Raw genomic sequence first — 13,391 nt, forward strand, 5'->3', positions numbered from 1 at the left:
CTGTGATAAGACATCAATCGTTGATCGCCTGATACACCAACGGTTTAAATGCTTTGTCAGTATTTGTAACATACGGCCCCCACATTTGCCGGTAAATCAGGACGAGCATATCTTCTTTAGGATCAACCCAATAAGAGGTTGAAAAGACGCCACCCCAGGAATAAGTACCTGCCTGGCTGGGAGTAAACCGGCTGCCATTTTCTGAAATAACCAAAAAGCCAAACCCGAATTTATTATCACTGGCATGATCACCAATATTTGGACTCAGGTCGCCAATTTGATTCATGGTCATCAGGCGAACCGTATTGCGAGCCAACAACCGTACACCCTTGTATTCACCACCATTTAACAACATTTGCAGGAAAATTGCATAATCGTAAATGGTGGTTGACAAACCGCCACCGCCCGAAAAATAATCATGTTTTTGGAGTGGGTAGTTCATGTCGAGTGCGCCACCAAAAACCGAGTTTTGCTTTTGGATATTTCCGGTCGAATCGCCCTGGAAAAAATTGACCAGCCGGGAGCCTTTTTCAGGGGGCACATTAAAATAAGTATCGTTCATCCCAAGTGGATGACAGATCCGCTTCAGAAAAAAATCCTCGAGTGTCTTACCTGACCATTTCTCAATCAAATAACCTAATACATCCATATTTAACCCATATTTCCATTGTTCACCGGGTTGAAAAAAGAGTGGCAGACTACCCAGGCGGGTCATGGCATCGGAAAGTTTCTGGCCTTTTATGCCAACTCCACCCGTCATGTCGTTTTTTGCATAAATGGCACTTTCTGCCGGTGGCCCGATCGCTGGGTAGCCCAGGCCCGATGTATGCGTCAGCAGATCACGGATCGTGACAGGTCGTTTAGCCGGAACGGTCGTATAGGTGGTGTCTTTTGCCCGGAAGTTAGCCAACACTTTTTGATTGGCGAAGGAGGGAATGAACCTGGAAACCGGATCATCCAGCGAAAACTTTCCTTCTTCCCACAGCATCATAACGGCCACCGTTGTGAGTGCCTTTGTTTGTGAGGCTACCCGAAAGATTCCGTTTTTAAGAAGTGGCGCATTCGTCGTTTGATCATTGTATCCACGCGCTTTGTAAAAAACAATTTTGCCATGTCGGGCTATTAGGACTACCGAACCATTCACCCATTTCTGGTTGACCCAGCTACTCATACCAGAATCCAATCGGGCAAGGCGGGCAGCAGAAAAGCCGCCAGCTGCCGGTGCCGCTTCTGTAAGGATTTTGGCTTGCGCCTGGGCCGTGGTGGAGTAAACAATAAATGGAACGACAGTAAACAGAGCAGTTAGGTAACGATTCATTGTAGAGGATTGTCAAAAACAAACAAGTAATAAAATACGAAAGGGCCTGTAGGTCAAGGGAAAGAGTTGCTGAAAATCGATTGAAAAGTCAACTCGCCAACCGTCGATCGACCGCCAATTTTTTGGCAGAAACTAAAAAGAGTGCGGTCGAGCCAAAACTAATAACGATGATGATCGACATGGCCCATCGCAGGGATTCGGTGCCCAGAGAAGGAGCGAGCCCATCGCTGATCATGCCAACCGCCAATGGCCCAAAACCCAGCCCAATGAAATTGAGTACAAAAAACAGAATAGCCGATGTCAGGGAACGCATCGATGCTGGAACAAGACTATGGGACACTGCAATTGAGGGCCCCAAATAGGTACTGTGAAGCGACGCGGTTAATCCTAAGCAGAACACCGAGTATACTGTATTCTCCAGAAAAAGGGCCCCCGCTGCACACGGAATAGAGATAATAATCGCAAACGCCGGAATTTTCAGGTACCATCGTTCATCTCTTTTTCCGAAATAATCCGTCAGATACCCACCCGCAAATGAACCGACTGCTCCGCCGATGCCAAAGATAGGGCCGAGTAAAGCACCTATTTCTGAGTTCGTCATCTTGTGAATCCTGGCCAGGAAAGAGGGCGCCCAGTTAAGCAGACCATAAATGCAAAAGACATGCAGACCCGTGGCCATCGCCAGATAAACGAAGGTTTTGGTCGCATACAATCGCTTTAACACCTCGCGCAACGAAGGCGACTCCATGGCCGACGATGCATTCGCATCGGTTGCTCCACGTTGGGGCTCTTTCACCGATAGATAAAACAGCAATGAAAAAATAACACCCGGTATACCCACTACAAAAAAAGCTGTTCGCCAGCCAAGCTGTTGGTTCAGGTAACCACCCAGTAAGAAACCCGTCAATACCCCGAAATAAATGCCAGTTGAGTAAATCGAAAGCGCGGGAAGTAATCGGAGATCATGGCATGGGCTGGAGGGCTTCCCCCTGCTTCCCCAACCCCCACGCCAATGCGGGCCAACAACAGTTGTACGTAATTTCGAACCAGACCCGAGCTGGCGGTCATTAGGCTCCAGATACCCAGCGACGCGGCCACTATATTTCTACGATTTGTTTTGTCGGCAAGACGAGCAATGGGAATACCCAGTGTAACATAAAATAGGGCAAACGTAAACCCGGAGAGCATCCCTAACTGGGTATCCGACAGATGTAGCTCTTTTTTTATCGACTCCTGGAGGATAACAAGTAACTGCCGGTCAACAAAGTTGAAGACGTAGACCAATGTCAGCATCGCCAGGACATAATTCCTGTACAGGCTACTTACCTCATTGCTAGTGGTTTCTCCTGTTTGCATATAGGCGTTGAATGAAGGGTAACCTGCTGGTAAAAAAGAACTAAAGCCGTCGGAAATACTAATGTGTTCAATAGACCTACACAATCCTTCGAAGGACAAATCACATACCTTTTACTACGGTCCCGATACAGACACGGATTTTGTCTGTCTTGAGAAGGGTAGAAATGGATTCAGAGCCTTGTTAATCGGGGATATATATCGATTTATCAATAGTAGTGAAAGGGAATTAATTGCCAGCTTAATTGCCGTAAGCTAATGCTATTTTGATAGCCTGCTCAAAGAATGATAATATTACCCCAGTAAACCCTGTAATGCGTTAACACCATGGCAACCTTTATCGCTGAAATTGATACCTATTCTGTTTTATTGGCGCACGGAAATAGTCAAAGCCAGTCGCCCTTTAGAAACCGGTTTATTCACCTGCATTTTAAGGCTAATACGGGGAAGCTCGAGTTTTACAGCCTGAGTTTTGTGCCAGAAGCAAAGCATGCGTCGACCGGAACAATGGAGAAGCGATCGACCGGGGGGTTCTATGGAAATACAAATATCCCGATGGATGAATTCTCGCTGTATTATGAAGTGCTATGTCGCGAGAAACAGATATCGGTTCGGCTGGATTTCGATGATGATCCAGACGCTTCTCCCGTGGGAGAGCCGTTACCACTCAAATCATTTACCTTATTTTCGGGCGACGAACCGATTGATTGAACAGAAGATAATCGGTGAAGTTATTACGTCCTTATTTCCGGCCCAGATATTTGTTGATAGCCTCAACTTTAGAGTGTACCTGGAGCTTTTCGTAGATGTTGAAAATGTGTTTTCGTACAGTAGTCGGGCTGACAAATAGCTCATTTGCTACTTCCTTGTGGCTATGACCTTTGGCCAGCCGGTCCAGGATTTCACGCTCGCGGGGCGTCAACACATCCAGTTCGTTAGGAGCAGCTGGCCCAACATGGAACGAGACGGCGATTTTACGGGCTATGGTGCTGCTCATAGGCGATCCGCCTTCGTAGAGTTCAGTAATGGCTTCGAGCAGTTTGTGAGGTGGGCTCCGCTTCAGAATATACGAGTTAGCGCCCGCTTTTAGTGCCTCAAAAACGGTTTCATCCTCGTCATACATCGTGCACATCATAAACTGTGTACTGGCGCAATGTGCCTTCAAATGACGAACACAGTCGATTCCATTCATGCCAGGAAGATCAATATCCATCAAGACAACATCAACGCAATGGCTGGGTAAGTAATCGAGGGCTGCTTCGGCCGTCTCAAAAGACGCCTGGCACACAAATCCATCGGCTCCGTCGATCAGAATGGCTAATGATTGGCGAATAGGCTCTTTATCTTCAACAATGGCAACCGTAATGGGGGTTTTCATCCGGCAATATTCATCGATTTATGCATTTAACGCTATACTACAGCTGCATTATTTTCTTCATTGAAACGGTTGGATAGGGATAACTGATTTTTACACAGGTTCCCGCTGGTGATGACGAAATGTCGCAGGTGCCGCCCGATTCAGCCATGCGGTTCTGCATATTGCCTAATCCGTTCCGCAAACTAGTCTTTTCATTCGATACAAACCCGTGCCCATTGTCGCATACTTCGATCAGGAGCTGGTCAGACTGCGGATGGATCACGAGTCTCACCTGCGTAGCCTGCGCATGTTTAACGGCGTTGTTCAGGGCTTCTTTTACCGTCAGGAATACATTCCGACGGTCGGCACCCCGCATCGGAATTTCAAGGGGTGATTCTTCGACATCCGTTTTCAGACTAAGCGAAGTATTGTCGATGAATTCACTAGTATAGGATCGTGTATAGGCGATCAGTCCGTTCAGGCTGTCATTTTTGGTGTTCAGCGACCAGATAATCTCATTCATGGAGGTGACCATATCGGATGAGATGCTCGAAATTTTCTCTATTTCGGGGGTAGTGTTTGGTCCCATTCGGGTTTTAACAACTTCGCTCAGTAACCCAATGGCCGTCAGGGATGCTCCCAGATCATCGTGCATTTCTTTTGATATCCGGAGCCGTTCTTTCTGTTGGCCCTGTATTTCCGATTGCATGGCTACCAGTTCGTGCTCCCGCTGGGCGGCTAACAGTGCGTTGTTGGCTGTTCGTTGGCGTTGTTTCGCGTAAAGATAGGCGAAGAACAGACTGCCAATTGCGGCCAAAATGATCAGTCCCGCAATTAATAACCATAAGTTCTGACGCTGGTGTTGCTGCTCCAGCCGATCGATATGTTGCTGTTTCTCGGCGATTTTCTGGCGGGCTTCCGCTTGCTTAAGCTGAAGTTCATAGCTTGCCAGCAGCTCTTTCGTTTCCTGATTGTTGAGCGAATCCTTTGCCCCAACATACTTATCGAGCCACTCTGCGCAGGCTTTGTAGGCATGAAGCCCTTCGGTTGATATGGCATATTCCCGATAAATATTAGCGAACTCGGCCAAGCCAACCTGATTCTTCTTTGCAATAGCGAATGATTCATCCAATAACGGTATAGCCCGCACGAATTGCTTCATTCTATTGTTCGTTTGCGCCAGCGACATCAGTAAGTGAAGCTCATGCCTGGGATTCCCGAGCTGCCGACTCATTCGAAGCCCTTCACGCTGATAGTATAAAGCCGAATCATAGTTCGCTTCGGCACTATATTGGTAGCCGAGGTTATTGTAGAGGTTGATCATAAAATCAAGGTCGTTTTTAGGATCAATCCATTGCCTGGCCATTAAATAATTGGCGCGCGACTCTCGTAATTTATTCTGTTTACTAAGCAGATTGGCGATGCTGAAATAATCTGAAGCAATCGAACGAGGGTCCCCTTTATCTGTACTGTCGAATGCCAGCGCTCGTTTATAATGATCCAGCGCTTGCGGATACATTCGCTGTTGTTCATAGATATACCCCAAATTCTGATTGATAACAGCCACATTTTTTAATTTGCCGATCAGCCTCATGTAATGCGCTGCCTGTCGATAATTTGGAATGGCTTCGGCAAACCGTCCCGAAAACAGAGCGGTATTCGCTAAGGCAAAATAACTCAGGCCAAGGTTCCGTTTTGAGGTATCCTGTTTGGCCTTCTGTAGCGCATTTTGGGCAATTTTTCTCGCTTCGTCGTGCCGGCCGAGGTTGTTCAGCAGATAGGCCATGAGCCGAACACTCTCAAAATATCCTTTCGTATAGTTTATTTTATTTGAGAACTCATATGCATTCCGATAATGAGCCAGCGCCGTGGTCGCCTGCTTTGTTTCAATAGCTTCCCCTTTTTTCAGCAAAGTCATCACATAGCTGGTATCGGTTGGATTCGGCAAGGGCTGGGCATGGCCGTTTGTACTGAAAAACTGCCAGGTAGAAAAAACCGTAACCAGATAAATCAAACGGGCCCGCATAATTTAGTTGACATTGATTAGAGAGGCTTCAACAAATGTAATTATTTGATTGTGTATTCATAAACAGGTGTTTTTATCGGTATTTTTTTGATTGAATTCGACGCTTATAAAAAGAGAAACCCGTCAATATCTGGCGGGTTTCTCTTTTTATACAGGCTAGTGCTTATTCTCAGGACTTTCCTTTCAGGCTCACTGTCTGCTGATTTTGCCCCTTGATTGTTAAGGCTTTATCATGTAATTTGAGGGTAACCGGCTGTGCCGAAAAGTTCTTAACCGTTATGTCCGTCTGCGTTGTCGTGATTTGCAGCAACGCACTCCGAAATCTGATCTTGAACGCCAGCGATTGCCATTGATCAGGGCAATAGGGATTTAAAACTAGCTGAGAATCGGCTCCTTGTTCCTGTTCTACACGCAGGCCACCGAAGCCTTTCACGACTGCCAGCCAGGTTCCGGCCATACTCGTAATGTGACAGCCGTCTTCGGTGTCGTTGTTGTAGTCATCCAGATCGAGCCGGGCCGTGCGGAGGTACATTTCATAGGCTTTCTCGCGCATGCCCAACTTCGAAGCCTGAATGCTATGAACACAGGGCGATAGTGATGACTCATGAACCGTCATGGGTTCATAGAAGTCAAAATTTCGCCTGAGTGTTTCCGTATCAAATTCATCTTCAAAGAAGTACAATCCCTGTAGCACATCAGCCTGCTTGATAAAACACGACCGTAAAATCCGATCCCATGACCAGTGCTGATTAATCGGACGCTGCCCTTTTGGAATGTCAGTGACCGGCATGAGGTCTTTATCCAGAAAGCCTTCCTGTTGCAGAAAAACACCCCGTTCATCGTCTTTCGGCAGGTATATTTTTTCGATAATCTGCCGAACGGTAGCCATTTCCTTCTCTTCGCGGAAGTGAATACGATCGATCAGATCGCCATATTTTTCAGCATCAAGGACCTTTACTTTTTCGATGGCTTCGATGGTGTACCGAAGTGTCCAGGCCGCAATGTAGTTGGTATACCAGTTGTTATTGACGTTGTTCTCGTACTCATTCGGCCCCGTTACCCCGAGCATCACGTACTGCTGTTTGGCCTGCGACCAGTGTACGCGCTGGCTCCAGAACCGACTGATCGCAATCAGTACTTCCAGGCCATACTCAACAAGATAGTGCTCGTCGCCCGTATAGCGAACATAGTCGTATATAGCGTAGGCGATGGCTCCGTTGCGATGAATTTCCTCGAACGTAATCTCCCATTCGTTATGGCATTCTTCGCCGTTCATGGTCACCATCGGGTACAGGGCAGCTCCGGCCCGAAAACCTAGCTTTTGCCCGTTTTCGATGGCTTTCCCCAGTTGCTTGTAGCGATAAACCAGCAGGTTCTTGGCTACTTTCTGGTCGGCAGTGGAGAGGTAAAACGGGAGACAGTATGCCTCAGTGTCCCAGTAGGTTGAGCCGCCATATTTTTCGCCCGTAAATCCTTTGGGTCCGATGTTTAATCGTTCATCTTCGCCGGTATAGGTCTGGTTAAGCTGGAAAATGTTAAACCGAATGCCTTGCTGGGCGGCAACATCACCGTCGATGATGATGTCGTTCATTTTCCATTTATCGGCCCAGGCTTGCATCTGCTCGAACAGCATCTTGTCGAATCCTTTCCGCGTAATTCGTTGCATGCTCTGACGGGCTTCCAGAAGAATCGTATCCGGATCGTAATTGAGTGACGACAGATTGACCGCGTATTTATAAATGACCGTTTCCTGACCCTGCCGACAGTCGAGCGTCATGCGATTGGCTACGTACTTTTCGTACTTGATCGGCTGCGATTGATAATCGATTTTAACACCGTCCTGCTCAATTTCAATAGCCATACCGGTGGCAACGTGAAAGCCGGTTTTTCGAGTGCGCAGTTCAATGTAAGCCTCTCCGTAGCCAGTTTCCTTCCGCACTTCGTCCCAGAATGTTTCGTCGTAATTGGCATCTCGGTTGCGAATCGCCCCGTCGATATAGGGCGTAATGGTAATCTTGGCGTCGAAATTGAGTGGTTTGATCGCGTAGCGGATAACCCCGGCTTCGTCGTCTACAATCGAACAGAACCGCTTGCTATTAACCTGAAGTTCTTTGCCACTTTTAAGAATCGCTACAAACGAGCGTTCCAGATATCCTTCCTGCATGTTGAGCTCCCGCCGGAAATTACGAACTTCGCAGTGATTGAGGTCGAGCGATTCATACTCAATATCGATGTCGATACCAATCCAGTTGGCTGCATTCAATACTTTGGCGAAGTATTCGGGGTAACCGTTCTTCCACCAGCCGACGCGTGTTTTGTCAGGATAATAGACACCGGCAACGTAATTGCCCTGCAATGTTTTGCCGGTAAATTTCTCTTCAAAATTGCCCCGCTGCCCAAGCCTGCCATTGCCCAGGGACATTACACTTTCAGAAATCTCGTTGTAGTCACGGTGAAACCCCTCTTCAATAATGCACCAGGGGTCCTGTGTAATGTAATTTTTCATTCAGATAGGGTATAAAGTCGCCTGAAGGGTTTGGACAGATCGGTGAAACCTGTTTAATTAAAAATAGATCGATTCGCTGGAAGCAAAAATAGGGATTTCCATCATCTTCACGACGGAGTTACACCCGCCTGCGCTAAAGCAAACAATTCGACATCGCGTTTGGAATCCAGATCAATGGCTCCTGCTTCGAAGGGAACTTCGGCACAATCCTGTTTGTGTTTAATGATCACCCATTTTGCGCCTTTGTCACCTTCCAGTTGCAGCATTTGCTCAATATATTTTCGATCGAAGAGGGCCGGGACACCCAACTGATCATCGTAACGACAGGCCACAATGCCCTTATTTTCACTGATGTAGGTTTCAAGCATAAATTGTAGCAACCCGACCGATACGAGCGGCTGATCGGTGAGAAGAATCAGGACCGCATCGATGTCTTTATTGGTTATATAAAGAGCCGCAAGCCCCATTTTGAGCGATGAGGCCATTCCTGTTTGCCAGGCTTCATTGTCTACAAGGGTAATGGGAAGGCTTGCCAACTCTGGCGCGATTCGCTCACGGTTGGCGCCCAGCACAACAATAACCGGACCCGTTTTGAGCGCCAGTGCTGTATCCGTAATCCGACGAATGAGCGACTGTCCTTTGTAGGTTAATAATTGCTTCGGTTCGCCACCCATGCGTGTTGAAGCACCAGCCGCTAATATGATCGTTCCAATTTTCAATGCAAGAACTTGTTTTTGATGAAAGACGAATGTAGGAAAAAGTAATGAGTAGTCAGGAGCGTGGAGTGAGAATAAACCGTTAGAAATTGCGCCAATCAACACGATCAGCTACCCATGCCTTTTTGGGCAAACACCTCCGCTGGATACCCTACTTCGACCAGCGATAGCCCGTCGGCGGGGGCGGCTCGCCCAGCCTTTTTGCGATCTCTGGCAAGAATAATGCGGTCAAATTCATCGACGCTAAGCCGCCCCTGACCCACATCCAGCAATGTACCAACAATTGCCCGGACCATGCCCCGCAGAAAACGGTCGGCCTTGATATGAAACGTTAGATTACCCGCCTGGTCTATAACCCAGTAGGCAAAGTCAATTCGACAATTGAACGTTTTAACGTCAGTTTTTACTTTACTAAAGCTTTCAAAATCAGTATGATGGAGCAGTCGGATTGCCGCTTCGTTCATAAGCTCGACATCGAGCGGTAGCGTAAAAACATAGGCTAAACCATCCCGAAACGGATCTTTCCGGCGAATAAGTTGATATTGATAATACCGAAATGTAGCTGTATAGCGGGCGTGATCATCGGACCGAACCGGAAAGCAGTCATAAACGGCTATGTCGTTAGGAATAAGGCTGTTTATTGATCGAAGTAGATTTCTGGGGAGCGGTTGGTCGGTTTCAAAATGGGCAAATTGTTGTCCGGCATGAACGCCCGTGTCGGTACGGCCACTGCCCACAATGGCAATTGGGAACCTGAAAAGTATGGTCAAAGCATTTTCGAGCACTTCCTGTACACTGCGGCCGTTGGGTTGCCGTTGCCAGCCATGATAATTGGTGCCTCGATAAGCTAATTCAAGAAAATAACGCATATAAGAGTTCTAGCCGAGACACGACTCGTGTAGGAGGTGGGTGTACTAACCATAGCACGGCTTTGAGTGAAAGATATAAGGTTACAAAAATACGAACCTTTTCCTGGCATTGAACGCCTAAAGGAAAAGGGCTCTAGTCTAAAGCCTGTTAAGCCTCAAACCAAAGCCCTCGATAAAAAGAGGAAAGAACGAAAGTAAAGACACCTTTCAACCGTAAGCTACCGCCAACAGGAATAGCACCTTACTGAGCCCCATTGAACTCATTATCATTTAACTCTTTCCGGGGTGGTTACGTTTGCCAAATCAGCTAAAATATTGCTCAACTGAGGCAATGGCCTACTAATTGGTTGACTATAAGCGATCAACTTCAAACCGCAATTCATCGACCAATTGTTTCAACCGGTCGGTGCTGGGAGCCGGTGGCGGTATGTGCTGGCTGACAAAAGCCCGTATTTCCCAAACCTCCATCACTTCTTTCAGGGCCACTTCGCGGTTGGGTATCTCGGCTTTATCGGCAGTAAGCAGCAGACTGCCTTTAATTTTTACCTGATTGTAGACGCGTCGACAAACAATGCCTGATCCTTCAGGTCGCTGATGCTGAATGAGGAGCACATACATTTTTCCATCGGCAATCTCAAACCAGCTGCGAACGAACTGACCAATCAGCAATGCCCCCGGAAACACAAAATCGTCGCCAGCTTCAAAAGCACGGTAGTGGCCGTCGGGTAGCGTAGGTAAGTGCATGGCGGGCAAGCGGTGCAGAAATTCGGTTTGCTGATACCGCTGGCTATAGTCACCGAACTGCGATTGCATCACAATCGAAATTGTCGGGGCCATTACCTGAGCAGCCCCTGCTGAGCGGACCGAAGCCGAATCGCCGTACCGCCCTGAACCTTCATAAACATTATTGAATGTCAGTTGCTCCGGTTGTCGGGGTGGTGGAGGAGTTACCGGCTGGTTATCCGGCTGACCGAATAACCGATCCATGGGCGAAGGGGCTGGTGTATCCTGGGCGGTCTGAAACGTGACCGGTTGTGTCCGTTCATGAATGGGCTTTTCCTGCGTTGGTCGTACGGGAGCAGTAATGACCGGCGGAGTCGGTACTGGGCGAGGTTCTTCCGATGGCCGGTAGTATTTATTCAGAACCGTTGAGAGCGGTTGTGGTTCGGGCGTTTTGCTGGCCGGTTGAGAAAAAATATCGGGAAAGTCAGGGTGCTGGAACGGATCGTCATCGCCAGCATCGAGGTGCCCGTCGGAGCGAATATGTGGGCTATCGCTTCGGTTCGGGCGAGCTTCGGCTGGTTTGTTTGACTGTCCAAGAGGAATGCTAAGACTCGGCGTTTCACGGATTTTACGCAGATCCTGTCGGGTAAGTAATTCAACTGTTGTATTGAAGGCTTTGGCTATTGCCTGAATATTTTGTTGGTTCGGGTTGGCACGTCCTTCTTCGTACGCACCTAATAACGAACGTTTTATGTTGATTTTTCTGGAAAATTGCTCCTGCGTTAGTCCGTTGAGTTTACGCAGGTAGCGGATGTTGTCACTGACGAGCGTCATCCGGTCGGGTTTGCTAAAGTTTTAGCTAAGATAGACGATTCACGATATAAATGCCAACATCAGCCTTTCTGGTCAATTATTTGTACTTTTAAAGTATTCTTTTGGCTCAATTATATTCGCCTGGTATTAGACATGAACACCCTACTTTCTGAAACCGACCTTAGCAACGAATTGAAGGCGGTTTTTGATGCCCAACGCCAATACGCCCCCCAGATGGCGCTTACGACTGTCGACCAGCGTATTGAACGAATCCGGCGCATACAGACGTGGGTAAAGGATCATGAAGCCGATATTCAACGGGTAATGTATGAGGACTTTCGTAAGCCTGCTGCTGAGGTATTGATTGGTGAGTTATTAGCACTTCAGGCTGAGATCAAGCATACAATCCGGCACCTGGCCCATTGGATGAAACCACAACGGCTTCCGACGCCCTTAAGTCTGGTTGGCACGAAGAGTTCGCTACACCATGAACCCAAAGGTAGTGTGCTGATAATGGCACCCTGGAACTACCCGTTTGTGTTGTCTATCAGGCCGCTGATATCGGCTATTGCCGCCGGGAATGTGGTCATGTTGAAGCCTTCTGAATTAACTCCTCATACGGCTGGATTGATTAGACAAATGATCACAGACCTGTTTCCGGTAAAAGAGGTAGCCGTTTTTGAGGGTAATGAAACGATAGCCCAGGCCTTACTGGAATTACCCTTCAACCATATTTTTTTTACGGGAAGTCCTGCCGTTGGCCGCATCGTGATGACCGCTGCTGCGAAGCATCTGGCATCGGTCACGCTCGAACTCGGTGGTAAATCGCCCGCTATTGTCGATGAGTCGGCCACAATCAAACAGGCAGCCGGGCAATTGGCGTGGGGCAAGTGCCTTAATAATGGGCAAACCTGCATTGCCCCTGATTATTTACTGGTGCACGAGTCCATTAAGGAGCCTTTTATGCAGGCGTTTCGAGAGGCCCTGACGAGTATGTATAGCCCTGATGGTAAGCCGGTTGAACAGTCGGACAGTTACGCACGCATTGTGAACAGCAAGCATTTTCAACGGCTCCGTGGCTTGCTTGACGATGCAGTAGAAAAAGGGGCGACCGTAACGGTGGGTGGCAAAATGAACGCCGATCAGCATTTTATGGAACCAACGGTACTGGAGAACGTAAGGGACGATATGCGGATAATGCAGGATGAGATTTTTGGCCCAATACTGCCCGTTCTTTCGTATGCAACGCTCGACCAGGCCATCCAGATCATTAACCAACGAGAAAAGCCGCTGGCGCTTTACATTCACAGCCATAATCGGAAAAATACGCAGTACATTCTGGATCGGACGTCGGCAGGGGATACGGTCATAAACGATACGCTGCTTCAGTTTGGTAATGTTGAACTCCCCTTTGGTGGGGTCAATAATAGCGGTTTGGGTAAATCAAATGGATTTTTCAGTTTTCAGGAGTTTTCGAATCAAAGAGGGGTAATGCAACGGGATTTTGGCACGATGAAATTTCTATATCCGCCATATACGGATAGGGTGAAAAAACTGATAAGTCTGGTTGTGAAGTATTTATAGGTATAGAGTATAAATTGTATTAATATATATTTATGTAAATAGTGATTTAAGATATATATCTTATTTTATAATATTAGTTGATATATTTGGCCGTTGGTTTTAACTGGATCATCAATTTACCGTGAT

Annotated in this window: 9 protein-coding genes and 1 pseudogene; 2 read left to right on the forward strand and 8 right to left on the reverse strand. The window is 47.5% G+C overall.

Translation table 11 applies throughout. The features are described 5' to 3' along the window. Positions 1 to 13: 13 nt before the first annotated feature. Both G8759_RS16025 and G8759_RS16030 read right to left on the reverse strand, forming a co-directional pair. Positions 14 to 1,318, reverse strand: a complete 1,305-nt coding sequence (locus G8759_RS16025; RefSeq protein WP_167209645.1) for a serine hydrolase domain-containing protein — start codon at positions 1,316 to 1,318, stop codon at positions 14 to 16. 88 nt (positions 1,319 to 1,406) lie between these two features. Then, positions 1,407 to 2,674: pseudogene (locus tag G8759_RS16030) on the reverse strand (spinster family MFS transporter). 324 nt (positions 2,675 to 2,998) lie between these two features. Here G8759_RS16030 and G8759_RS16035 point away from each other — a divergent pair. Further along, a complete protein-coding gene (locus G8759_RS16035) occupies positions 2,999 to 3,382 on the forward strand; it encodes a hypothetical protein (protein WP_167209647.1) in 384 nt (127 codons plus the stop codon). A 31-nt stretch (positions 3,383 to 3,413) separates the two neighbouring features. On the opposite strand, the gene G8759_RS16040 is transcribed toward G8759_RS16035, so the two are convergent. The 6 genes from G8759_RS16040 to G8759_RS16065 all read right to left on the reverse strand — a co-directional run bounded on the left by G8759_RS16040 (position 3,414) and on the right by G8759_RS16065 (position 11,702). Further along, positions 3,414 to 4,049 carry a response regulator gene (locus tag G8759_RS16040; RefSeq protein ID WP_167209649.1) on the reverse strand — a complete coding sequence of 212 codons (636 nt, stop codon included), beginning with the start codon at positions 4,047 to 4,049 and terminating at the stop codon, positions 3,414 to 3,416. Between the two features lie 37 nt (positions 4,050 to 4,086). Continuing rightward, on the reverse strand, positions 4,087 to 6,054 hold the full coding sequence (locus G8759_RS16045; RefSeq protein WP_167209651.1) for a tetratricopeptide repeat-containing sensor histidine kinase: 1,968 nt from the start codon (positions 6,052 to 6,054) through the stop codon (positions 4,087 to 4,089). Between the two features lie 169 nt (positions 6,055 to 6,223). Beyond that, complete coding sequence (locus tag G8759_RS16050; RefSeq protein ID WP_167209653.1) at positions 6,224 to 8,560, reverse strand: glycoside hydrolase family 65 protein; 2,337 nt, start codon at positions 8,558 to 8,560, stop codon at positions 6,224 to 6,226. 107 nt (positions 8,561 to 8,667) lie between these two features. Continuing rightward, positions 8,668 to 9,234, reverse strand: a complete 567-nt coding sequence (locus G8759_RS16055; RefSeq protein WP_232074310.1) for a nucleotidyltransferase family protein — start codon at positions 9,232 to 9,234, stop codon at positions 8,668 to 8,670. Positions 9,235 to 9,383: 149 nt separating this feature from the next. Then, positions 9,384 to 10,145, reverse strand: a complete 762-nt coding sequence (truA, locus tag G8759_RS16060; RefSeq protein ID WP_167209658.1) for a tRNA pseudouridine(38-40) synthase TruA — start codon at positions 10,143 to 10,145, stop codon at positions 9,384 to 9,386. Positions 10,146 to 10,496: 351 nt separating this feature from the next. Next, positions 10,497 to 11,702 carry a helix-turn-helix domain-containing protein gene (locus tag G8759_RS16065; protein WP_167209660.1) on the reverse strand — a complete coding sequence of 402 codons (1,206 nt, stop codon included), beginning with the start codon at positions 11,700 to 11,702 and terminating at the stop codon, positions 10,497 to 10,499. A gap of 132 nt (positions 11,703 to 11,834) precedes the next feature. Here G8759_RS16065 and G8759_RS16070 point away from each other — a divergent pair, with 132 nt between their 5' ends. Beyond that, positions 11,835 to 13,265, forward strand: coding sequence for an aldehyde dehydrogenase family protein (locus G8759_RS16070; protein ID WP_167209662.1), 1,431 nt, complete (start codon positions 11,835 to 11,837; stop codon positions 13,263 to 13,265). Positions 13,266 to 13,391: the final 126 nt, after the last annotated feature.

It is taken from the genome of Spirosoma aureum (assembly GCF_011604685.1).
Lineage (GTDB): Bacteria > Bacteroidota > Bacteroidia > Cytophagales > Spirosomataceae > Spirosoma > Spirosoma aureum.

Coding starts and splice junctions, on each gene's coding strand:
- truA (WP_167209658.1), bottom strand. CDS start 10,145: ATGCGTTATTTTCTTGAATTAGCTTATCGAGGCACCAATTATCATGGC.
- G8759_RS16045 (WP_167209651.1), bottom strand. CDS start 6,054: ATGCGGGCCCGTTTGATTTATCTGGTTACGGTTTTTTCTACCTGGCAG.
- G8759_RS16025 (WP_167209645.1), bottom strand. CDS start 1,318: ATGAATCGTTACCTAACTGCTCTGTTTACTGTCGTTCCATTTATTGTT.
- G8759_RS16065 (WP_167209660.1), bottom strand. CDS start 11,702: ATGACGCTCGTCAGTGACAACATCCGCTACCTGCGTAAACTCAACGGA.
- G8759_RS16050 (WP_167209653.1), bottom strand. CDS start 8,560: ATGAAAAATTACATTACACAGGACCCCTGGTGCATTATTGAAGAGGGG.
- G8759_RS16040 (WP_167209649.1), bottom strand. CDS start 4,049: ATGAAAACCCCCATTACGGTTGCCATTGTTGAAGATAAAGAGCCTATT.
- G8759_RS16055 (WP_232074310.1), bottom strand. CDS start 9,234: ATGGGTGGCGAACCGAAGCAATTATTAACCTACAAAGGACAGTCGCTC.
- G8759_RS16035 (WP_167209647.1), top strand. CDS start 2,999: ATGGCAACCTTTATCGCTGAAATTGATACCTATTCTGTTTTATTGGCG.
- G8759_RS16070 (WP_167209662.1), top strand. CDS start 11,835: ATGAACACCCTACTTTCTGAAACCGACCTTAGCAACGAATTGAAGGCG.